Genomic DNA, 20,059 nt, shown 5'->3' on the forward strand with positions numbered 1-20,059 from the left:
AAGCGGCCCGAAATGAACAACGCCCCGGACCACGTGGGTCCAGGGCGTTGTCCTGTTGGCTCCGGAGGAGGGATTCGAACCCCCGACCAACCGGTTAACAGCCGGTTGCTCTACCGCTGAGCTACTCCGGATCAGCAACAGATCCGCAAGCCTACTGGAGGCCGGAGCCGGAATCGAACCGACGTACGCGGATTTGCAGTCCGCTGCATCACCACTCTGCCATCCGGCCCTGACGCAGGCCTTGCGGCCCTTGTTTCCAGGCTGCCGCTCGGTGAGCGGCGGGAATGGGCGCCTTATACGCGGCTCTCCGGACCCGGTCAACCCCGATTGCGCACAAGATGAAAAAAAGTTTGTTTACTATACGCAGAGTTCACAGAAACCAAAGCGTTGCACCGATTTTTTTACCCGACAAACGTTGTCAGATGCTCGGCCTTGCTCTATACAATTCACAGCATCGACGCACCCTTGCGTCCACCCGCCCGGGGGTTCCGCCCCGTGGGCTCTGCACCTGAACAGCTGCCCTGGGCCGGGTGTCCGCCGGCCCTGGACCCGGCAACGGCTCCCCCATGGAAACGAGGACACAATGACCGCCGAAGACGCGCGATGGAACATGGTTGCCAAGCAACTTGCCCCCAACAACGTGACGGATTCCTTCGTCCTTGAAGCCATGCGGACAGTCCCGCGTGAGGACTTCATCGCGGGGGCCCGGAAGGCTCTGGCCTACGCCGACTGCGACGTTCCCCTTGAGAGGGGACGCACCCTCATGGCTCCGGTCACTTTGGGGCGCATGCTCCAGGCGGCCGAGATCCGGGAGACGGACCTGGTCCTGGACGTGGGCTGCGCGACCGGCTACAGCGCGGCGGTCCTGGCCCGGATGGCGTCCATGGTGGTGGCCATCGAGGCCGACCCGGAGATGGCCGCCCGGGCAGAAAGCATCCTGTCCCACCGGGGTGTCGACAACGTTGCGGTCCTGAACGCGCCCCATGCGACGGGCTGCCCGCGTCAGGCGCCTTTCGACCTGATTTTCATTGATGGCACCCTGGAGGCCATCCCCGAGGAGCTCTGCCACCAGCTGACCGACACCGGCCGCCTTGTCATGGGCTTGCGCGTGGACGGTCTTGCGCGCATTGTGGTTGTCAGACGATTCGGCACCGGGTTCGGCCACGAGATGGTCTTTGACACCCAGCCGCCGGATCTCCCGGGTTTCGAGCGGGCGCCAGCAGACGCCCTTTAAGACACAGACCGGTCACCGGCCACCGGCCGTGCCCCGACCCCCGTTCCTGGAGGCCCCGTCCTTGACGAACACCCTGCGACGTGACGTTGAAAAGAGAAACACCCGCGCCGGATCCCTCACGACCGCGCTGGCGCTTTTTGGCGCCCTGATGGTACCGGCTCCGGCGCAGGCTGAGACGTTCGAGGAAGCCCTTGTTTCGGCCTACACCACCAACCCCACGCTTCAGGCGCGGCGCGCCTACGGGCGCTCGGTGGACGAGCTGGTGCCCCAGGCCCTGTCCAACTGGCGGCCGTCCGTGACCGTTCAGGGCTCGGCCTACCACCAGCGGCAGAACCTGAGCCCCGGGCCCTCCACCACGACCAAGCCCTCCCAGGTGGGGGTCAGCCTCCAGCAGAACATCTTCCGCGGCCTGCGCACCCTGGCCCAGACCGAGAGTGCGGAGGAGACGGTCAAGGCCGAGCGGGCCAGCCTGACCGCGGTCGAGCAGAACACCCTCTTCTCGGCGGCCCAGATCTACCTTGTGGTCCTGCGCGACCAGGCCGTGGTGGAGCTGAACCGCAACAACGAGGAAGTCCTCCAGCGGCAGCTTCAGGCCGTCCGGGACCGGTTCAACGTGGGTGAGCTGACCCGCACGGACGTCTCCCAGGCCGAATCCCGCCTGGCGGCCGCCACCGCCACCCGGATCGCGTCGGAAGGCGTGCTCATGGGCTCGGAGGCGACCTATGAGAAGATTGTCGGCCATCCGCCGCGCAACCTGGTCACGCCCTCGCCGTACCAGAACCTGCCCCTGAGCATGGAGGACGCCCTCGAGATCGCGCGGCGCTCGAACCCGGCCGTCATCGCGGCCGAGCACCTGTGGCAGGGCTCGCGCGCGGACATCCGTGACCAGCAGGGCCGCCTCCTGCCCACCATCTGGGCCGAGGTCAGCTACAACATCGGTCACGAGATCAGCTCCCGGGACATCGATTCCTCGGCCTTTCGCGCCGGCCTGAATGTGACGATCCCCCTCTATCAGAGCGGCCTCGTCTACTCCCAGATCCGCCAGGCCAAGCACGTGGCCGGGCAGAAGCGCCTTCTGGTGGACGAAAGCCGTGACGCCACCGTCGAGCAGCTCAGCCAGTCCTGGGAGAGCTACCGCAGCGCCATCGCCCAGGTGACGGCCTACGAGAGCCAGATCCGCGCAGCAACCATTGCCCTGGACGGGGTCCGGCGGGAAAACGAGGTGGGCTCGCGCACGGTTCTGGACGTCCTGGACGCCGAGCAGGAACTCCTGCTGGCCCGGGTGAACCTGGTGCAGGCCCAGACGGATCGCGCCATCTACTCCTACCAGGTCCTGACGGCCATCGGCGGCATGACGGCGGAGAACCTCCGCCTGAACACCCCGATCAACGATCCGGACGCCCACTACCGCTCGGTTCGCTATCAGTGGTTCGGCTCGGATACGGATGCCAACGCGGATGCAGAGCTTGGGGTGAACCGGGATATCGTGGAGGACGTCAGCCAGGCCACCGGCCTGCGGGATGTCCGCCAGCCGGAACGGCCCGTCGCCGACTGATCCCGCGCAGGCGCGCTGCCCCACGGCACCCCGCGCGGCCAGAGCATTACCCTGAAGGGCCCCGGACTTGCGGGGCCCTTGCCGTACCGGGCCCCCACGCCCGGCCCCGCCCCCCACTGTGATTTCGCCCGAATCCCGCGGCCTGCCCCGTCACCAGACGCCATGACACGTCGCCAGACCCCATGACACGTCTCCCGACCCCGGGCACACGCCGCTTCCCGACAGCCCGGATGCTCCGGGCGCCACCCGTCTCCAGGGAACCCCCGCCATGACACAGGACACCACCACCCCCGAGGACCGCCTGCGGGCTCTGGGGATCGAACTCCCCGAAGCCGCCGCCCCCGTGGCCAACTATGTCCCCTGGGTGCAAACCGGGTTTCTCGTAACCTTTTCCGGACAGCTTCCCGTAAAAGACGGCCGCCCCGTTTTCCTGGGCCGGGTCGGGGACGGGGTCTCGGTTGACGAGGGCGCCGAGGCCGCACGCCTGTGCGCCATTAACCTGATCGCCCAGATCCGCAACGCCTGCGGACCCGCCGGCCTGTCCCGGGTCCGGGCCGTGGTCCGCCTGGGGGGCTTTGTGGCCTCGGGGCCCGACTTCACGGACCACCCCAAAGTCATCAACGGCGCCTCTGACCTTGTTGTGGCAGTCTTCGGGGCGATCGGGCGTCACGCCCGCACCGCGGTCGGCGTGTCCAGCCTCCCCCTGGGCGTCCCGGTGGAGCTGGAGGCCCAGATTGTCCTCCACGACTGACCGGCACGCCCCCCGCGGCACCGGATCGGCGCTGCTGGAGGGCTGGCCGCTCGGGGCCGTACGGGCTCTCCTGAACGAACCGGCGGACGCGGCGGATGGCCCGCGCAGGGCCCTGGACTTCTGGTTCGCATGGCCGGACGCGCCGACGGACACCCCGTGCGCGGGCGCCCCTGAGCGGACCGGCGGACCGCTCCGGTCCGAAGGGGCCGATGGGACTGGCGGACGTGATGGCTCCGACCACGGCGCCCCGGACCCCGATGCCAGGCACCCCAACGAAAGCGAGTGGGAAAAGCCCCGCCGCTGGTGGTTCGAGCCTGCCGATTCCCTGGATGCGGCCCTGATTGCCCTGTTCTCCACGGACGTCGGCCGGGCCCGTCGGGGCGAGTTTGACGACCGGTTCAGCGATCCCCGCGAGGCTCTGGGCGGAATCATCCTCCTGCACTCCCTTCCCCTGCGTCTGTGGCGGGGCTCGGACCGCGCGGGCGCCGGGAACGCAAAAGCCTGTGGCCTTGCCCTCGACCTGGTGCGCTCGGGGGCGGACCGCCTCCTGTCGCCGCTGGAGCGGGCGGTCTCCTGGACCCCGCTTCTGGAGTCCCCCCGGGAGGTGGACGCGGAGCGCGCCCTGGCCCTTTACGAAACCCTGGGCAGCCCCTTCTGGATCCGCCGGGCCGAGCACCGGCTTGCAGCGCTCGCGGCCCGCCAGGACCACCCGGACGCTGCCGGTCCATAAACGCTTACCCATAACCGTCGTCCCGTCCCCTGCCCGGCGCTCCTCCGGGCGGAGCGGCGGGGCGTGATCAGGGACAGATGCGGCTGTTGCGGATTCGCACGTTCTTCATCCCCTCGAGCACATCGACAACCAGGCGCTCGGGGACATCGTCGGGGCCGGACACCGCAATCTTGTCCCGGCGCAGGGTCAGCAGGCAGGCCAGGCGCGCGGCCTGCGCCCGGTCCAGCTCGCTTGCGGGCATCCTGTAGTAGAACCGGGCGGCGGCCTCGGCCCCGAAGACCCCGGGGGCCCACTCCACGGTGTTCACGTAGGTGTTGACGATGCGGTCCTTGCTCCAGGTCATTTCCATGAGGATCGTGTACCAGACATTCAGCACCGCCCGCAGCGGATCCCCGGGACCGCCCCACAGCAGGATCTGACGGGCCGCGTTGCGCGACAGGGTGCGGTTGACCTCGTACCAGGGGCTGCCGGTCTCGTCCACGATGGGGCGCCCGGTCCAGAAGTCGCTCCAGACCCGGGCCGGATCGTAGCGATAGAAGCCCATGTGCTCGCAGAACCCCGGATCCTCGTTGGCCACCACGGCCCGGCGCAGACTGTTGGACAGGACCATGCGGTCCAGCCACACGGGGCCCGAATGCTCCCGGTCGAACAGGGCGCTGAAGGCGATCTCCGGGGTGGTGGGGATCCGCCAGGCGCCGCCGACAAACAGCATTCCCAGGGGCCAGAACAGGAACAGGGCCAGCGCCACCCGGATCAGAAACCTGCGCACAACGGGCTTGACCCGCTTCCACAGGGCCGAGGGATCGGGCGGCGTCCATCCCATGGCTAGAGAACCTTCCCCTGCCTCAGGGACTCGAAGATCCCGGACGCGACCACCTTCAGATCCTCGAAGTTCCGGGTGGAGTTCGCGGGCGGGGCGTTGCGCTTGTAGTTGAACTGGTTGTTGAAGCGCCGCGGGAGGCTGGCCCAGACCGGAACCCTCTCCGGATCAGACAGGTATCCGATGAGCTCGTCCCTGGGGAACTCCTTCAGGGCGAGCTCCAGAAGGTCGTGGATGATCTCGATGGTGCTCATCTGCTGCCAGGCGCGCGAGACCTCGGGCGACACATACTGGCACAGGGGCCCCAGCAGCGGCTGGATCGGGTCAGGCACGTTCACGGCGTTGCGCGAGGCCTCCGGATCCGCCATCACGGCCCAGGTCCCGGTGCCAAACAGGGGCGCATAGACCCGGATCGAGGCCTCGATGGGTTTGCCCGCACCCAAGAAGCTCCGGGCTAGGTCCGGATGCTGCCCCAGAAGGTCGGCGAAGAGCCGCGCGGTCAGATCCTCCACGCTTCCTTCCGGAGCGGGGGCGCCCCCCCGGGCCTCGGCCGCAAGATGGCTCGTGGCACAGACCCGGGCGCAGTTCTGGAGAAACGGAAGATCCTCGCCGGTCATGCTGGCCACAAGCTGGAGGGCCCCCGGATCGCGCACATCCCGGAGCATGTCGCCCAGGGCCGCCACCTTGCTGCGGGTCAGGCCCGAATACGCCCGCACCAGCGCAAACTGGCCGGGATCCTCGAGGAACGGCTCCAGCGCCTCGTAAAGGCCGTTCTGGGGGGCCTGGTCGCGGAAATCGGCCGGATCGAACACCGGCTCGGGAGTGCGCCGGAACAGCCGCACCAGCCGGGCCAGGGGAGCAGCGCCCCGGGCGCGCTCCTGGGCTCTCCAGCGGGCGCGGGCGGTTTCCGCCTGCTCAATGGCCCAGTCGTTGCCGGCGCGCTCGAAGAACGCGCGGGCGGTTTCCCGCAGGGCGAACACCACGACCTCGTCAAAGGACCGGTCGCAGGGCTTGATGGACTGGTGCGTGCCCTGGACAACAGCGGGCTCCCCCTCGTCCAGCCGGAACAGGGGGCTGAGCCGATCCGCCTCCCGAAGCTCCCAGGCCAGATCCAGAAGGGGCTGGACCGCTTCCGGGGCCTCGGTCATCAGCGTGCCGAGCGTGGCGTAGGGGGCCATGCGGCGGGCCTGGGCCCCGTGGTCATCCGCCTCCAGAAGATCCAGAAGGATCGTCAGGCCCTGCGCCATCCGCTCCTTGAGCTTGATGGCGTCGCGGCCCGTCAGCGGGATCGGATCGTCAGGCATTCGGCCTCCCCGGATCAGAGTCACAGGAACGAAAACACCTCCGGCCCCACCGCCGGGCGCTCGGAAGCGACGGGCAGGGTCCGGTGCCGTGCCCGGAACATGCGCCCCCCCAACGTGCGAGGCACACGGGACAACGCAGCCGGACCGGGTACGCGGCAGCATCCGCCCGGCCGGGGTCTGTTCCCCGACCGGGCCATGTTCAAACGGTTCGAGTTTACGCGCGGTGCGGGAGCGGTTCAACCGCCCTCTTCGACCCGGCAGGTCACGGAAAGCCGCTTGCCGTCGCGCAGGATGCCGAGCTCCACCGTCTCGCCGGCCCGGCGCAGGCCCACCTCGCGGCGCAGCACGCTGGCGGAGTGGATGGCCTCCCCGTTCACCGTCAGGATCACGTCCCCCGCCCGCAGCCCGGCCTTCTCGGCGGCTCCGCCCCGGGTGGGCTCCACCAGGATCACGCCCTCGGCGCGGTCCAGCCCCAGGCTCTCGGCAATGGAGGGATCCACGCTCTGGATCACCACCCCGATGCGCCCGTGCTTCACGGTGCCGGTCTCCACAATCTGGTCCATGACCGATTTGGCGATGTTCACCGGCACGGCAAAGCCGATCCCGATGTTTCCGCCCTGCCCGCCCGGCGCCAGGATGGCCGTGTTGATGCCCACCAGTTCGCCTTTGGAGTTCACCAGGGCCCCGCCCGAGTTCCCGGGATTGATGGAGGCATCCGTCTGGAGAAAGTCCTCATAGCCGTCCCGGATCAGGCCCTCGCGGCCCTTGGCGCTGATCAGCCCGGCGGTCACCGTCTGCCCGATGCCAAAGGGGTTGCCGATGGCCACCACCAGATCGCCGACCCGGGTTTTGTCCGAGTTGCCCAGCCGGACCTCGGTCAGGTTGTCTGCCTTCAGCCGGATGACGGCAATCTCCGTCCCCGGATCCGAGCCCACCAGCTCGCCCTTCAGAACCCGGCGGTCCTTGAGGGTGACGGTGATCTCCTCGGCGTTCTGGACCACGTGGGTGTTGGTCAGGATCAGGCCCCGCTTCGCATCAACAATCACGCCCGAGCCCGCGCTGACCACCGAGCGCGCCCGCGGCTGCCCGATGCCCGGAGGCATGGAGCCGAAGAACTCGCGGAAGAACGGATCATTCATAAAGGGATGGACCCGGGTCACGACCGTGCCGCGCACCACGATGTTCACCACCGCCGGGGTCACCTGATCAAGCATGGGCGCGAGGGTCAGGGTGCCGTCCGCCGCCATGGGGAAGGCACCGGCGGGCGCCAGATCCGCCACCGCATCCGAGGGAGTGACGGCAGCAAGGACACCCGCCCCGGCAAGGGCGGCAGCAAGGCAGGCAACAGCGATTTTCTTCATGGAACTGCGCCGGCTGGGCACCGGCCTCCTCTGGGTGGTGTCGGGGTCGGAACGGAAGGAAACGGACGAAAAGACAGGAAAGGCAAGGGGGAACCGGCAGGGAACCGGGCGCGCCGGGGAAAACCGGCGCCCGCTCAGAAGTCCAGGTCCGCGTAGTGGGGCGGAGGCCGGACGGCCGGAATGGAGGCCTCGAGCAGCGGCCGGAAACTGGGCCGGCTCTTCAAGATCGCGTACCACTCCTTGGTCTCGCGGAACTCGGACCAGGGGACGTCGCCCGCATAGTCGACCAGGGACAGGTGCGCGGCCGCGGCCAGGTCCGCCAGGGTCATGACATCGCCGGCAAGCCAGGACCGGCGGTCATAAAGATGCCGGATGTATTTCAGGTGCTCGCGCAGGTTCGCGTTCGCCGCGCGGATCTCCCGGCTGTCCGGAGACCCGGAGCCGTACATGCGCGAGAAGATCTTCTCCCGCACCACGGGCTCGGTCACCTCGCGGAAGAACTTGGTGTCGAACCACTCCACCAGACGTCGCACCTCGGCCCGCGCCCGGGGATCCGCCCCCAGCAGACCCGGAGACGGATAGAGCTCCTCGAGGTACTCGCAGATGGCCCAGCCACCGCACACGGGGAAGCCGTCCGGCTCCAGAAGAACCGGAACCTCGCCCGCCGGGTTCAGGGCCAGGAACGCCTCGTTGCGCCGCCAGGTCTCCTCGACCCGCAACCCAAAGGGGACGCCCTTCTCGGCCAGGACGATGCGGACCGTGCGTGACGCAGGGGACAGTTCATGATGGTAAAGGTATCGCATGGCGCCATAATTCCGGCGCCCGGGGTCGAAGGCAAGAAGGATTTTGGCAAAAGAGGCTGAAACTTCCGTAAGACGCGCCCCCAACGGGAGTTTGGCGGCAAAACCGGCGAAAATGCGCGGTTTTCTGTGCGGATTTCACACCCCGGAGGGGCAGGAAGGCCACCGCAGCGGACGACCGTGAGGGGCGACGGCAACGAAGATCCGAAACGCCGGACAAGGGTGCTGCACCCGACAGGGCCCCGGCACCGTGTTCGGGCCCCGGCACCGTGCGCGGGGCCCGGGAAACGGAGGACGCCTGGAGGGACACGCCCCCACGCCTGCTAGAGGGACACGCCCCCGCCGTCCGCCCGGTCCAGCCGGCGGCTTGCCTCCACCATCAGCTCCACAATCCGCCACTGGATCTCGCGCTGCCGGGGAGTGTGCACCGGCGCGGCCGCCACCCGGCGCCGCAGCTCCAGGAGCGAGGCCCGGGCCCCCGCATACCGGCCCGCCGCCAGCAAGGCGTCAAAGGAGCGGGACCAGGCGTCCATATCGATCTGCTCGATCCCCGCCGCGGAAACGGTTTGCGTCGCCGGGACGTCCGCCCGCCGGTCCTCGCCCTCAAGCAGGACCGACAGCGAATAAAGCAGCACCAGGACGAAGAGCGTGAAGGTCGAGGTCAGCCAGGGAGGATGGGGGACCAGAAGGCACGACAGCAGCCAGAGCCCCGCGAACACCAGGGCGAACACCCCGGGCGACAGGCGCGAGCGTGCGCCGGCCTCCCTCTGCCCGTCCGCTCCGCGCGGCACAAAAAGCAGGCACACGCTCAGCGCGGCCAGAACCACGGAGACCAGGGCAAAAGCCAGACTGAAACCGGACATGGTGTTTCTCCTCTCGGGCGTTCCTTTTCCGCTGCCCTGATCGGGCGCCGCTGACCACAGGGCAAGCCGCAGGGCAGGACGCATCGCCCGCCCGGGGACACCGGGGCGCCAGACTCGTTCAGGGGTCGGAGAAAAGGGGACACGGAACACCGGGACACGGACCGTGGGGCTCGTGACCCGGACAGCCCGCCATCGCAGCCCCCGGGGGGCGGCGGACCATCACTGGCGGACCGGATTACGATTTGGGGTGTCCGACCCCCCGGCACAAGGGATCCGGGGTCGGTTTTTTGGACTGGTTTCACACATGAGCGGGTCCACGCCGGGCGGGCAACCCGAGGAAAACCGGGACAACAACGGGACGCCCCCCCCCGCAGGGCACCGCACGAAGGATGGGTGAAAAAATCCCGGGATGACCCGTGAAGGCTGGCCCCGCAGGCCTGGACAAAGAAACGGGGGCCACCATGCCCCGGCCGCGACGCGTCTGTTTGGTCCGGCACACCGTAGCGTGTTCTGAAAACCGCCGCTGGGCGTTTTGCAAACCATGAAAAAAGGGGCTGCCCAAATACTGGACAACCCCTTGATTCTATTGGTGAGCCCAACAGGATTCGAACCTGTGACCTACTGATTAAAAGTCAGTTGCTCTACCAGCTGAGCTATGGGCCCCCAACGGGAGGCGGGTCACGCGGTGTGCTCCGTCTCCTGCCCGGCGTGGTGCCGGACGCCCCGTTTCGGGAGGCGCAGTCTTCGCAAAATCCGCGACCCGAGTCAACCCCCAAGAGGCCGCGGGACACAAGATTCCTGCGTCGTGCCAAACACCTTCCGCAGGGCCGCAAGACCGGCATCGCTGGTCATGTCCACGCCGATGGGCGTGACCGAGATGCGCTTCTCCATCACCGCGGCAAAGTCGCTGCCCGGGATGATTTCCTCGTCCGAGCGCTGGACCCCGATCCACACATAGGGATGGCCCCTGGGATCCAGACGCTCCACGATCTCGTCACCGATCTTGCGCGCGCCCAGACGGGTCACGCACACGCCGTCCACCTCGCCCGGGAGGCAGTCGGGGAAGTTCACGTTCACCAGCGAGTTGCGCGCCCAGGGCGCCTCGCAGATGGTGCGGATCACATCGGCCGCGTGGGTCCGGGCCACATCGAAGGGGTCCGGGGACTCGTCGAAGAACAGCTGGGACAGGGCGATGGCCCGCAAGCCCAGAAGGGTTCCCTCCATCGCCGCCGCCACCGTGCCGGAGTAGTGCACGTCCGAGCCCAGGTTGGCGCCCCGGTTCACGCCCGACAGCACCAGATCGGGGGGCCGGTCCATCAGGTGGGACACGGCCAGCAGGACGCAGTCCGTGGGCGTTCCCGACAGGGCGTAGCGGCGCACACCCCGGTGGAAGATCCGCAGGGGCTCGTGGATCGTCAGCGCGTGGGAGGCGGCCGAGCGCTCCCGGTCCGGCGCCACGATCCAGACATCGTCCGAAAGGGACCGGGCGATGTCCTCCAGAACGCGAATGCCCGGCGCGTCAATCCCGTCATCATTGGAGATGAGAATGCGGGCCGTCTCAAGATCGCCGAGGGGCGGAAACATGGGCGTCTCCTTTATCGGGGGTGTCCCCCGTTTTTCGTGCGGGCGGTTCTCCCGGGTTTACTGGGGGCGGATGACCTCGCAGCCCCCCATGTACGGGCGCAGAACCTCGGGAACGGTGATCGAGCCGTCCTCATTCTGGCCGTTTTCCATCACCGCGACCAGAGCCCGGCCCACCGCGACCCCGGAACCGTTCAGGGTGTGGACGTAGGACGTGCCCTTCTCGCCGTCGTTGCGGAAGCGGCCCTCCATCCGGCGGGCCTGGAAATCGCCGCAGTTCGAGCACGACGAAATCTCGCGGTAGGTGTCCTGTCCGGGCAGCCAGACCTCCAGATCATACGTCCGGCGCGCGGAAAAGCCCACATCCCCCGAGCACAGGGCCACGACGCGGTAGGGAAGCCCCAGCTTCTGGAGCACCGCCTCGGCGCAGCCGGTCATGCGCTCCAGCTCCGCGTCCGACTCCTCGGGCGCCACGATGGAGACCATCTCCACCTTGTTGAACTGGTGCTGGCGGATCATGCCCCGGGTGTCCCGGCCCGCCGCGCCGGCCTCGGCACGGAAGCACTGGGTCAGGGCCGTCATGCGCAGCGGCAGGGCGGACCGGGGCAGGATCTGCTCCCGGACCAGGTTGGTCATGGTCACCTCGGAGGTGGGGATCAGGTAATAGTCCGGATCCATGTGGAAGAGATCCTCCTCGAACTTGGGCAGCTGGCCGGTGCCCACAAGGGCGGGCCGGCGCACCAGGGCCGGGGTCTGGATCTCCTGATAGCCATGCTCGGAGGTGTGCAGGTCCAGCATGAACTGGCCAAGGGCGCGCTCCAGGCGGGCGAGCTGCCCTTTCAGGACCACAAAGCGGGCTCCGGACAGGCGCGCGGCCGCCTCGAAATCCATGGCCCCAAGACCCGTTCCCAGGTCCACGTGATCCCTGGGGGTGAAGTCAAAGGACCGGGGCGTTCCGTGACGGCGGACCTCCACGTTGTCCGCCTCGCTGGCGCCCTCGGGCACGGACGGGTCCAGCATGTTGGGCAGGCGCAGAAGGCGGGCCTCCAGCTCCTCCTGAACGGCGGAGAGACGCTCCTCGGTCCGGGTCATCTCGTCCTTGATCTCGGCGACCGTGCGGGTTTCCTCCGCCGCGTCCCCGCCCTGACGGCGGATCTGCCCGATCTCCTTCGACAGCGCGTTCCGACGGGACTGCATGTCGTTCAGCTCCGTCTGAAGCGAGCGGCGCGCCGTGTCCAGCTCCAGAAGGCCTGCCGCCTCGGGGGCGGCGCCGCGCCGGGCAAGAGCGCTGTCGAAGGCATCGGGGTTTTCGCGAATCAGTCTGATATCGAACATGGGGCAGGATTCCGCAGGAAAGCGTTCAGGGAGAGTGGTTGAAGTCGGTTTCGTCGATCATGCCATCGGCCCGGGCAAGCCACGAGCTCCCAGCCGAAGCCGAAAGGGCCGCAGCCCGGGGCGCCACAGGGGCCGGAGCCTGGGCCGGGGCCGGTGCCGACGGGGACGCGGGTGCGGGCGCAGGCAGAGCGCCGGAGACCGGTCCGGCCGAGGCAGACGCGCCAGCCGGGGCCGGGGTCGAGCCCGCTCCGGTGGCCGAGGCCCCGCCGACGGGCTGGGGCAGGCCGGCGGCCTCCTCCCGCTCCAGGGACTTGCGCCGGGCGCGCTCCGCCAGCTTTGCCGCCCAGACCGAGGCCTCGTAGAGAACGATCATGGGCAGGGCCAGCAGAAGCTGGGAAATCACGTCCGGGGGCGTCAGCACCGCAGCGACGATAAAGATGAAAACGATCGCGTATTTCCGGCCCCGGGCCAGGCCGTCCGCGCTCACCGCGCCGGTCCGGGCCAGAAGGGTCAGGATCACCGGCATCTGGAAACAGAACCCGAAGGCCAGCATCAGGCGCATCACAAGCGAGAGATACTCGCCCACCTTGGCCTCCAGCTGGATGGGCAGGACCGTCTCGGCGCGGGTGGTCTGGAAGCCCAACAGGAACTCCCAGGCCATGGGCATCACCACGTAATAGACCATGGCCCCGCCGGCCGCGAACAGGATGGGGCTCAGAAGCAGGAAGGGCAGAAGGGCCCGCTTCTCGTGGCGGTAGAGACCCGGCGCCACGAACTTCCACAGCTGGGTCGCAAAGATGGGAAACGAGACGATCACCGCCCCGAACGCGCCCACCTTCACGTAGGTGAAGAACATCTCCGTGATGGCGGTGAAGATCATGCGCTGGGAGCCGCCAACCCGCTCCATGGTCTGGGCCAGGGGAATCAGAAGGAAATTGTAGATGTACTGGGCCGCCCAGAAACACACGAAAAAGGCGACAATGAAGAACAGCGCCGACCACAGGAGCCGCGTGCGCAGCTCCATCAGGTGTTCGATCAGCGGCATTTCCTTCTCGTTCAGGGACTCGTTCATAACACCATCTGCTTTTGGAGGGCCGGGGCCCGGCGACAGCCCGCAGGCGGTCGGACCCGGCGCAGTTCGGAGGCGGACGGACCCGGCGTCAGGCCCCGGGCTCCGTGTCCCGGGACGGCAGAGGCGCGGCGCCTGCATTTTCCGGAGCGGCCGGACGGCCCGGAGCCGACGTGCCACCGGATGCGGAGGGCTCGGAGGCCTCGGAGACGGGGCTGCCGGATGCGGAGCCGCTGGTCAGGCCGGACGCGGCGGGCGTGGCACGCCCCTCCCCCACCGGCGGGGCGGACGCACCCGGAGCCGCCAGGGCGGCGGGCGACGCATCCGCAGACGGAACGGCAGACGTAGGGGAAACGGGCTCGCCAGACCAGGCCGGCGGATTTTGGAACGTCCGGGCAATGGAGCCGTCGGGATCAATGGTCCGGTCCAGGGCGCGCGCCACATTGGACGGGCGCGCCGCCTTGAGGGTGTCACGCACCTCCTCAAGCTCCGCCTCGCGGATGAGGGTGTCCACCTGGCCCTGAACCTGGCTCGCCATCAGGCGGATCCGCCGTGTCCAGCGGCCCAGCGTCCTGAGGACGACCGGCAGCTCTTTCGGACCGATCACCACAAGGGCAATCACCGCGACGACCAGAATCTCGCCCCAGCCGATATCAAACATGTTCCCGCGTTTCCCGGAAGAAAGAGGAGTGGCACTCAGGAAGCGGTCTTGTCCCGGTCGTTCCGTGTTTCCGGACCGACGACACCCTCGCCGGGCTCCTCGAGGGAGGCGCGGGGGGCCGACGAGCCCTTCGCGGCCTCGTCACCATCCTCGTTCAGGCCCTTCTTGAAGGCGTTGATGCCCTTGGCCACATCGCCCATCAGACGCGGAATTCTGCCCACACCGAACAGGAGCAAAACCACGATAAGGACGATGATCCAGTGCCAGACGCTCGAAAATCCCATGACAGTTCCCTGATGGCGTGGAGAGACAGGGCGGCACTCCTGCACCGGCAGGACGACCGCGCGCAATCATGGCAGGATTTACCCGGGTCCGCAACGGGGTTCGTCCCCCCGGCCACCCGCCCCTCCGCCCGCCCCGACCGGGGGCGCTTGCGGGAGCCCGGGTGGAAGCACGGGCGGGAGCCTTGGGCCTAGAAGGGCATCTCTTCCGAGCGGCTGCCGACCTTGTGGCCCGGCGGCGCCACCAGGGTGCTGCGCAGGGCGGGCTGGGGCTCGGTATAGCAGTCCACCACGCCAATGGTGCGATAGCAGTAGAGCTTGGTGTCGATCACCCGGTTGTCCGGGAGATGGCGGCGGCAGTAGTAGTCCCCGTCAATCGCCGAGACAATGGAGCAGTCCATGCCGGACAGGGTGGAGTAGATGTTGTCCGCGATGGTCTTCTGAGACCCCGCAAGGGAGACGTTGTCAGCAATCAGAAACCCTGTGAGGCTGGGCCCCAGAGCCGCACCGCAGCCCGAGGTCACAAGAAGCGCAAGCAGTCCCGACACAATAACGACAGGGCGCATCCCTATCTCCTTACGAACAGGCAGTCTCCCGGAGCACGGCGCCGACGACCCTAGCAGACTTCCGGTGCCCTGAAAACAGGCAGCCAGAGCGGCGCGCGCGCTCCAGTGTAGGCGCGAACACCACGTAGTTACAATAAAAACAGGTAAAAAACCCTTGATTGCATCCTGCCAATCTGGAAATATTCCAATACCATAATGTGCAGGGAGACAGATGATGACAGCAGACGCCGGAACGCAAAAGCGGCCCCTGGAGCCGGATGCCCTCGACCAGCTTTTTCTCAGCGCGAGAACCCACATCAGCTTCCTGCCGCGCCCCATCCCTCCGGGAACGATGAAGACGCTGTACGCGCTGCTGCGCATGGCCCCGACGGCCCAGAACTGCCAGCCGGCCCGGTTCGTTTTTGTGGTTTCTCCGGAGGCGAAGGAACGTCTCCTGCCCTGCGTCATGGCGGGCAACCGGCCAAAGGTGGAGTCGGCACCCGTGACGGTGATCGTCGCCACCGACACGCGCTTCTATGACCAGCTCCCGCGGCTGTGGCACGACCCCAACGCCCGCGAAACCTACGCAAAGGCGCCCAAGCTGGCCCACGACACGGCGTTTCGCAGCTCGTGCCTCCAGGGCGCCTACCTGATCATGGCCGCCCGGGCCCTGGGGCTGGACTGCGGCCCCATGAGCGGCTTCGACCCCGGCGCCGTGAACGACGCCATGCTGGATGAGTATCCGGGGTGGGAGGTCAACTTCCTGTGCAACATCGGCTACGGAGATCCGTCGACCGTCTACCCGCGCGCCGGGCGCCTGGACTTCGACAACGCCTGCCGGGTGATCTAGGCCCGCTTCAGCGGTTCGCAGGCCCGCACCCCCCGGGGCTCACAGCGCGTGGCGGGTCATCCGGGTTCGCGCCCGGGGCTCACAACGCGAGGTGGGTCATCCAGGCTCGCGCCCGGGGTTCACTGCCCCGGCACGACAGGGACGCCGCCCCCAGTCCCGATCGGGCCCCGGTTGAGCACTCCTCCACCGGGGCTTTTTTGCGGCCCGGCCCCACCGCCGCTCGCCCTGAAGGGGGCAAAAGAGGAGCCCCCGGCCACCTCCGGCCACCCGGGGCCACCCGGGGGGCATGCGGGCGGGCGGTCTCCGCCGCTCAGGACTTCGGCTCGCCGTCCGGGTTCGGGAGCATGTGCGCAAGGCCGGTCTTCATGTAGTCCCAGCCCGTGATCATGGTCATGATCGCCGCGATCCAGAGCAGGATCTCGCCGATTCCCTTGACGGGCAGGAACGGCAGGAACGGGATCGGGCCGATAATCAGCACCGAGAGCGCCGCCAGCTGGACCGTGGTTTTCCACTTGGCCAGCTTTGTGACCGGCATGCGCACCTGGATTTCCGCCAGGAACTCCCGAAGGCCCGAGACCAGGATCTCGCGCATCAGGATGACGATGGCTGCGGGCCAGACCCAGGCGCCGATGTGGTTGAACGCCACCAGCATCATCAGCACCGCGGCCACAAGCAGCTTGTCCGCAATGGGATCCAGGAACCGCCCCAGGGGCGAGACCAGGTTGTAGCGCCGGGCCAGCCATCCGTCGAAAAAGTCGGTAATGGCGGCGGCGACAAACAGCCCGCCGTTAATCCAGCGTGCCCAGTTGGTGTCCAGATAGAACAGGAGAATGACAACCGGAATAACGAAAATACGACTGAGTGTGAGAATATTCGGCAAGTTCAGCACGGTCGGGATTCCCGGAGAGCCAGAGGTGGAGACGCGTGCCCGGAGTTTACCCCTCCCCGTGAAAATGGGCATAGATTTTTTTCGCAAGGCCCGAGGAGATCCCCTCGACGGCCTCCAGATCCTTCAGCCCCGCCACGGAAACCGCCCGGGCCGACCCGAAGTGGTGCAAAAGGGCCTTCTTGCGCCGCGCGCCAATTCCGGGGATATCGTCCAGAACCGACTTGCTGATGGCCTTGGAGCGCTTGGCCCGGTGCGTCCCGATGGCAAAGCGGTGCGCCTCGTCCCTCAGCCTCTGGATATAGTGCAAGACCGGGTCGTTCAGCGGCAGCGAGAAAGGGGGCGCGCCGTCCAGGGGGAAGAACCGCTCCCGCCCGGCGTTCCGGTCCTCGCCCTTGGCCACGCCGAACACCGCCACATCCCCGACCCCCAGATCCTCCAGCACGCCGCGCACCGCGCTGATCTGCCCCGCGCCGCCGTCAATCAGCACCAGATCCGGCCACATCCCGGCCGAGCGCTCCGGATCCTCGGACAGGAGGCGCCCGAACCGGCGGCGGATCACCTCGCGCATCATGGCGTAGTCGTCGCCCGGGACGGTGCTGCGGTCCCGGATGGTGAACGTCCGGTACTCCCCCGGGATAAAGCCGCCGGTCCCGGCCACCACCATGGCGCCGATGGCGTTGGTGCCGGAAATGTGGCTGTTGTCGTAGATCTCGATGCGGGACGGCGAGGCCGGAAGGGAAAACACGGTGGCAACCCCGGCAAGCAGGGTTTCCCGGGCCATGCCCTCGGCCATGTGGCGCTCCAGGGCCTCGCGGGCGTTGGTCCGGGCGTTCTCGCACAGGGTCAGGCGCTTTCCCCGGCGCGGCACGTGAAGCCCCACCCGGTACCCGGCCCGCATGGACAGGGCCTCCTCCATCAGCTCCGGGTTCGGGATGTCGCACGACAGCAGCACCTGGCGCGGCGGCTGCACCCGGGCATAGAACTGGCCCAGGAACGCCTCCAGGATCTCGCCGTCGGTCTTCTCGGCGGTGTGGGCCGGGAAAAAGGGCCGGTTGCCGTTGTTGCGCCCGCCGCGGAAGAAAAAGACCTGGACGCACGCCTGCCCGCCCTCGGCGTGAACGGCGATCACATCCGCCTCCCCCAGGGTGGGAAGGTTGATGGACTGCTGGCCCTGGATGCTGGTCAGGGCCCGGATGCGGTCGCGGAACAGGGCGGCGGCCTCGTAGGCCCGGGCCTCGGCGGCCTCCTCCATCTTCCGCGCCAGATCCCGCTGGAGGGCGTGGCTCCGGCCGTTCAGGAAGTCGGTGGCCTGCCGGACCAGGTCCGCGTACGCACTTTCAGACAGCCGGTCATCGCACGGCCCCGAGCAGCGCTTGATCTGGTAGAGCAGGCACGGCCGGGTGCGGGAGCGGAACACGGTGTCGGTGCAGGTCCGCAGGGCAAAGGTCCGCTGCAAGATGGCCAGCGTCTCGTTGACCGCCGAGCCGGAGGCAAACGGCCCGAAGTGAACCCCGGGCGTCGGGTGGAGCGTGCGGCTCTTTCCCAGGCGGGCGAAGGGGTGATGGCGGGAAATCTCGATATACGGGAAGGACTTGTCATCCCGCAGAAGGATATTGTAGCGGGGCTTCAGCTTCTTGATCAGGTTGGATTCAAGAAGAAGGGCCTCGGCCTCGGTATGGGTGGTGATGATCTCCAGCGCCTCGGTGAGGGAGACCATCTTGCGCAGGCGGACAGGCAGGCGCGCCTCCTGGGTGTAGGACGTCACCCGGCGGCGCAGCTCCTTGGCCTTGCCCACGTACAGCGCATCCCCCTTCGCATCCAGCATCCGGTAGACGCCGGGCGCCATGGGAAGGCGGGGCAGAAGGGCACGGATCAGGGCCGCGCCGGACACACCGGGAATGGACAGGGACGGTTGGGAGCCGAGGGACGCGGGCATGGAACTCTCACACGGGAACCGGAACAGGACACGAAACAGGACGCGGAACAGGGCGCGCACCGGCCACCGGGCGGGCGGACAGGGCGCCCCGGATGATACAGCCAATCACGCGGCGAACTGAAAACAATGTTGGGCACACCCATAACCGGAAAAAAGAGCACCTTTCGACCACGCGGACAGGACAAAAGGATACACCGGGCTGAGGGCCTGTGGATAACTCTGTGGAAAACTCGCCGGAAAACGCCCCGGGGCGGGTGTTCCGAAACAAATGCCATCCCCGGGGGGTCTTTTGCGCAAGCAACCCTAAGACGTTGATATATCAAAATACATGGAACCGGAGGAGTCGCCATAAGTTTGTACGATTCCAAAAATACGACCCCGTTCTGTGGAAATCAGAGTCACACATCCGGCATGTGAATAATCTCACGGCCTGTTGAGAACTCACGCGCCCCAGGCGACAGAAACGGGGCCCGGAACGGCCCCGAATACTCGCGATATGACGCCGGTTGATATCCAGGGCCAAACAACAATCATCAGACCACCGGAGAGCCCGTTGCCCCGGCTCACTTTTCCGGTGTTCTCCCGGCCAGCCATCCGGCGGCCGCATCGGGCAAGGCAGCAAGAAGCCAGCTGCCCAGCGCCAGAGGCCACGGAAACGAGATCCGGCCCCGGTTGGCCTCCAGCCCCTTGCGGATCAGGCGGGCGGCCCGGTCGGGCTCCATGAGGAACGGCATCCGGAAGCGGTTCACGTCGGTCATGGGCGTGCGCACGAAGCCCGGGCAGATCACGGACAGCCTCACGCCCCGCGGCTTCAGGCGGGCGCGCATGGCCTCGCCCCAGACCCGGACCGCCGCCTTGCTGGCGCAATAGGCCGGAGCGCCCGGCATCCCCCGCAGGCCCGCAAGGGAGGCCATGATCGCGATCTGCCCCGAGCCCCGGGGCTCGAGACAGGCAAGGGCGGGCAGAACCGTGTTGAAAACCCCGTCCACGTTGGTGGCAAAGATCCGGTCGATGGCCGCCCTCGGCTCGGCGGAGTCCGAAAGCCCCGAGGTGCCGGCGGAAACACCGGCGTTGGCGATCACCAGACCCAGGGGGGACAGGGCATCCGCCTGCCGCACCCAGGCCTCCATGGCGGCGCGGTCACAGACGTCGATCACGCGGGTGTGGACCTCGGCCCCCCGCAGACGGCAGGCCCCGGCGACCTCCTCCAGCGGACCGGCCCGGCGCGCGCCCAGGAACAGAACCCGATCGTCGCGGGCGTACTCCAGGGCCAGGGCCGCCCCCAGGCCTCCGGAGGCTCCGGTGATCAGAACGGTGCGAACGAAGGGTCTCCGGGGCATGGTCGTCCTCCACTGGGGCCCCGCGCGGGGCCGGTTCTCAACACGCCCCGAGGGGCCAGCCCGGGACACGCGCCGGGCCTTGTCCGCAAGACCCGCCCGGACCGGGGGGCTCCGGCGCGTCCGGCGCGGACGGGACCGAAGAACCCTGTTCTGA

The 20,059-nt window shown here is 67.8% G+C and carries 19 protein-coding genes and 3 tRNA genes; 5 read left to right on the plus strand and 17 right to left on the minus strand.

Going from position 1 to position 20,059, the window contains the following annotated elements; translation table 11 throughout:
* Positions 1–56: 56 nt before the first annotated feature.
* Both IHV25_RS00555 and IHV25_RS00560 read right to left on the minus strand, forming a co-directional pair.
* Positions 57–131, minus strand: a tRNA-Asn gene (locus IHV25_RS00555).
* Between the two features lie 24 nt (positions 132–155).
* Positions 156–229: transfer RNA gene (locus IHV25_RS00560), tRNA-Cys, on the minus strand.
* A 354-nt stretch (positions 230–583) separates the two neighbouring features.
* Here IHV25_RS00560 and IHV25_RS00565 point away from each other — a divergent pair.
* The 4 genes from IHV25_RS00565 to IHV25_RS00580 all read left to right on the plus strand — a co-directional run bounded on the left by IHV25_RS00565 (position 584) and on the right by IHV25_RS00580 (position 4,270).
* Positions 584–1,234, plus strand: coding sequence for a protein-L-isoaspartate O-methyltransferase family protein (locus tag IHV25_RS00565; protein WP_192533031.1), 651 nt, complete (start codon positions 584–586; stop codon positions 1,232–1,234).
* Between the two features lie 61 nt (positions 1,235–1,295).
* Positions 1,296–2,789: a TolC family outer membrane protein gene (locus IHV25_RS00570; protein ID WP_242018719.1), complete on the plus strand. Its 1,494-nt coding sequence runs from the start codon at positions 1,296–1,298 to the stop codon at positions 2,787–2,789.
* Positions 2,790–3,057: 268 nt separating this feature from the next.
* Positions 3,058–3,540, plus strand: coding sequence for a RidA family protein (locus tag IHV25_RS00575; RefSeq protein ID WP_192533032.1), 483 nt, complete (start codon positions 3,058–3,060; stop codon positions 3,538–3,540).
* Positions 3,524–4,270, plus strand: a complete 747-nt coding sequence (locus tag IHV25_RS00580; protein WP_192533033.1) for a DUF924 family protein — start codon at positions 3,524–3,526, stop codon at positions 4,268–4,270. The genes IHV25_RS00575 and IHV25_RS00580 overlap by 17 nt, the downstream gene beginning before the upstream one ends.
* Positions 4,271–4,337: 67 nt before the next feature.
* Here IHV25_RS00580 and IHV25_RS00585 read toward each other — a convergent pair whose 3' ends face one another.
* The 12 genes from IHV25_RS00585 to IHV25_RS00640 form a co-directional block, all read right to left on the minus strand.
* Complete coding sequence (locus tag IHV25_RS00585) at positions 4,338–5,093, minus strand: transglycosylase domain-containing protein (RefSeq protein ID WP_192533034.1); 756 nt, start codon at positions 5,091–5,093, stop codon at positions 4,338–4,340.
* Between the two features lie 2 nt (positions 5,094–5,095).
* On the minus strand, positions 5,096–6,394 hold the full coding sequence (locus IHV25_RS00590) for a hypothetical protein (protein ID WP_192533035.1): 1,299 nt from the start codon (positions 6,392–6,394) through the stop codon (positions 5,096–5,098).
* Between the two features lie 236 nt (positions 6,395–6,630).
* Positions 6,631–7,755, minus strand: a complete 1,125-nt coding sequence (locus IHV25_RS00595; RefSeq protein WP_192533036.1) for a trypsin-like peptidase domain-containing protein — start codon at positions 7,753–7,755, stop codon at positions 6,631–6,633.
* A 134-nt stretch (positions 7,756–7,889) separates the two neighbouring features.
* Positions 7,890–8,558: a glutathione S-transferase family protein gene (locus IHV25_RS00600; RefSeq protein WP_192533037.1), complete on the minus strand. Its 669-nt coding sequence runs from the start codon at positions 8,556–8,558 to the stop codon at positions 7,890–7,892.
* Between the two features lie 320 nt (positions 8,559–8,878).
* Positions 8,879–9,418: a hypothetical protein gene (locus IHV25_RS00605; RefSeq protein WP_192533038.1), complete on the minus strand. Its 540-nt coding sequence runs from the start codon at positions 9,416–9,418 to the stop codon at positions 8,879–8,881.
* Between the two features lie 587 nt (positions 9,419–10,005).
* Positions 10,006–10,081, minus strand: a tRNA-Lys gene (locus IHV25_RS00610).
* Positions 10,082–10,183: 102 nt separating this feature from the next.
* Positions 10,184–11,002 carry a 5'/3'-nucleotidase SurE gene (gene surE, locus IHV25_RS00615; protein ID WP_192533039.1) on the minus strand — a complete coding sequence of 273 codons (819 nt, stop codon included), beginning with the start codon at positions 11,000–11,002 and terminating at the stop codon, positions 10,184–10,186.
* 57 nt (positions 11,003–11,059) lie between these two features.
* The gene (gene serS / locus IHV25_RS00620; protein WP_192533040.1) at positions 11,060–12,334 is read right to left on the minus strand and encodes a serine--tRNA ligase; all 1,275 of its coding nucleotides are present in this window, start codon (positions 12,332–12,334) and stop codon (positions 11,060–11,062) included.
* Positions 12,335–12,359: 25 nt separating this feature from the next.
* Positions 12,360–13,406 carry a twin-arginine translocase subunit TatC gene (tatC, locus tag IHV25_RS00625; RefSeq protein WP_197974901.1) on the minus strand — a complete coding sequence of 349 codons (1,047 nt, stop codon included), beginning with the start codon at positions 13,404–13,406 and terminating at the stop codon, positions 12,360–12,362.
* A gap of 88 nt (positions 13,407–13,494) precedes the next feature.
* Positions 13,495–14,064 (minus strand): Sec-independent protein translocase protein TatB, encoded by a 570-nt coding sequence (tatB, locus tag IHV25_RS00630; RefSeq protein ID WP_192533041.1) that lies wholly within the window; start codon positions 14,062–14,064, stop codon positions 13,495–13,497.
* A 35-nt stretch (positions 14,065–14,099) separates the two neighbouring features.
* Positions 14,100–14,348, minus strand: a complete 249-nt coding sequence (locus IHV25_RS00635; RefSeq protein WP_192533042.1) for a twin-arginine translocase TatA/TatE family subunit — start codon at positions 14,346–14,348, stop codon at positions 14,100–14,102.
* A gap of 188 nt (positions 14,349–14,536) precedes the next feature.
* Positions 14,537–14,911: a hypothetical protein gene (locus tag IHV25_RS00640; RefSeq protein WP_242018720.1), complete on the minus strand. Its 375-nt coding sequence runs from the start codon at positions 14,909–14,911 to the stop codon at positions 14,537–14,539.
* Positions 14,912–15,122: 211 nt separating this feature from the next.
* On the opposite strand from IHV25_RS00640, the gene IHV25_RS00645 reads away from it, so the two are divergent.
* Complete coding sequence (locus IHV25_RS00645; RefSeq protein ID WP_242018721.1) at positions 15,123–15,740, plus strand: malonic semialdehyde reductase; 618 nt, start codon at positions 15,123–15,125, stop codon at positions 15,738–15,740.
* A gap of 310 nt (positions 15,741–16,050) precedes the next feature.
* On the opposite strand, the gene pgsA is transcribed toward IHV25_RS00645, so the two are convergent.
* The 3 genes from pgsA to IHV25_RS00660 form a co-directional block, all read right to left on the minus strand.
* Positions 16,051–16,629 (minus strand): CDP-diacylglycerol--glycerol-3-phosphate 3-phosphatidyltransferase, encoded by a 579-nt coding sequence (gene pgsA, locus IHV25_RS00650; protein WP_338048561.1) that lies wholly within the window; start codon positions 16,627–16,629, stop codon positions 16,051–16,053.
* A 46-nt stretch (positions 16,630–16,675) separates the two neighbouring features.
* Positions 16,676–18,565 carry an excinuclease ABC subunit UvrC gene (gene uvrC / locus IHV25_RS00655; RefSeq protein ID WP_192533044.1) on the minus strand — a complete coding sequence of 630 codons (1,890 nt, stop codon included), beginning with the start codon at positions 18,563–18,565 and terminating at the stop codon, positions 16,676–16,678.
* Between the two features lie 563 nt (positions 18,566–19,128).
* Positions 19,129–19,905: an SDR family NAD(P)-dependent oxidoreductase gene (locus tag IHV25_RS00660; RefSeq protein WP_192533045.1), complete on the minus strand. Its 777-nt coding sequence runs from the start codon at positions 19,903–19,905 to the stop codon at positions 19,129–19,131.
* Between the last annotated feature and the right edge of the window lie 154 nt (positions 19,906–20,059).

The sequence above is a fragment of the Phaeovibrio sulfidiphilus genome (assembly GCF_014861485.1).
In the GTDB taxonomy this organism is placed as follows: Bacteria; Pseudomonadota; Alphaproteobacteria; order Rhodospirillales; family Rhodospirillaceae; genus Phaeovibrio; species Phaeovibrio sulfidiphilus.

Bases quoted from the DNA above. Each gene is read 5' to 3' on its own strand.
- IHV25_RS00565 (WP_192533031.1), top strand. From the start codon at position 584: ATGACCGCCGAAGACGCGCGATGGAACATGGTTGCCAAGCAACTTGCC.
- IHV25_RS00575 (WP_192533032.1), top strand. From the start codon at position 3,058: ATGACACAGGACACCACCACCCCCGAGGACCGCCTGCGGGCTCTGGGG.
- IHV25_RS00585 (WP_192533034.1), bottom strand. From the start codon at position 5,093: ATGGGATGGACGCCGCCCGATCCCTCGGCCCTGTGGAAGCGGGTCAAG.
- IHV25_RS00590 (WP_192533035.1), bottom strand. From the start codon at position 6,394: ATGCCTGACGATCCGATCCCGCTGACGGGCCGCGACGCCATCAAGCTC.
- IHV25_RS00595 (WP_192533036.1), bottom strand. From the start codon at position 7,755: ATGAAGAAAATCGCTGTTGCCTGCCTTGCTGCCGCCCTTGCCGGGGCG.
- IHV25_RS00600 (WP_192533037.1), bottom strand. From the start codon at position 8,558: ATGCGATACCTTTACCATCATGAACTGTCCCCTGCGTCACGCACGGTC.
- IHV25_RS00605 (WP_192533038.1), bottom strand. From the start codon at position 9,418: ATGTCCGGTTTCAGTCTGGCTTTTGCCCTGGTCTCCGTGGTTCTGGCC.
- surE (WP_192533039.1), bottom strand. From the start codon at position 11,002: ATGTTTCCGCCCCTCGGCGATCTTGAGACGGCCCGCATTCTCATCTCC.
- serS (WP_192533040.1), bottom strand. From the start codon at position 12,334: ATGTTCGATATCAGACTGATTCGCGAAAACCCCGATGCCTTCGACAGC.
- tatC (WP_197974901.1), bottom strand. From the start codon at position 13,406: ATGAACGAGTCCCTGAACGAGAAGGAAATGCCGCTGATCGAACACCTG.
- tatB (WP_192533041.1), bottom strand. From the start codon at position 14,064: ATGTTTGATATCGGCTGGGGCGAGATTCTGGTCGTCGCGGTGATTGCC.
- IHV25_RS00635 (WP_192533042.1), bottom strand. From the start codon at position 14,348: ATGGGATTTTCGAGCGTCTGGCACTGGATCATCGTCCTTATCGTGGTT.
- IHV25_RS00640 (WP_242018720.1), bottom strand. From the start codon at position 14,911: ATGCGCCCTGTCGTTATTGTGTCGGGACTGCTTGCGCTTCTTGTGACC.
- IHV25_RS00645 (WP_242018721.1), top strand. From the start codon at position 15,123: ATGATGACAGCAGACGCCGGAACGCAAAAGCGGCCCCTGGAGCCGGAT.
- uvrC (WP_192533044.1), bottom strand. From the start codon at position 18,565: ATGCCCGCGTCCCTCGGCTCCCAACCGTCCCTGTCCATTCCCGGTGTG.
- IHV25_RS00660 (WP_192533045.1), bottom strand. From the start codon at position 19,905: ATGCCCCGGAGACCCTTCGTTCGCACCGTTCTGATCACCGGAGCCTCC.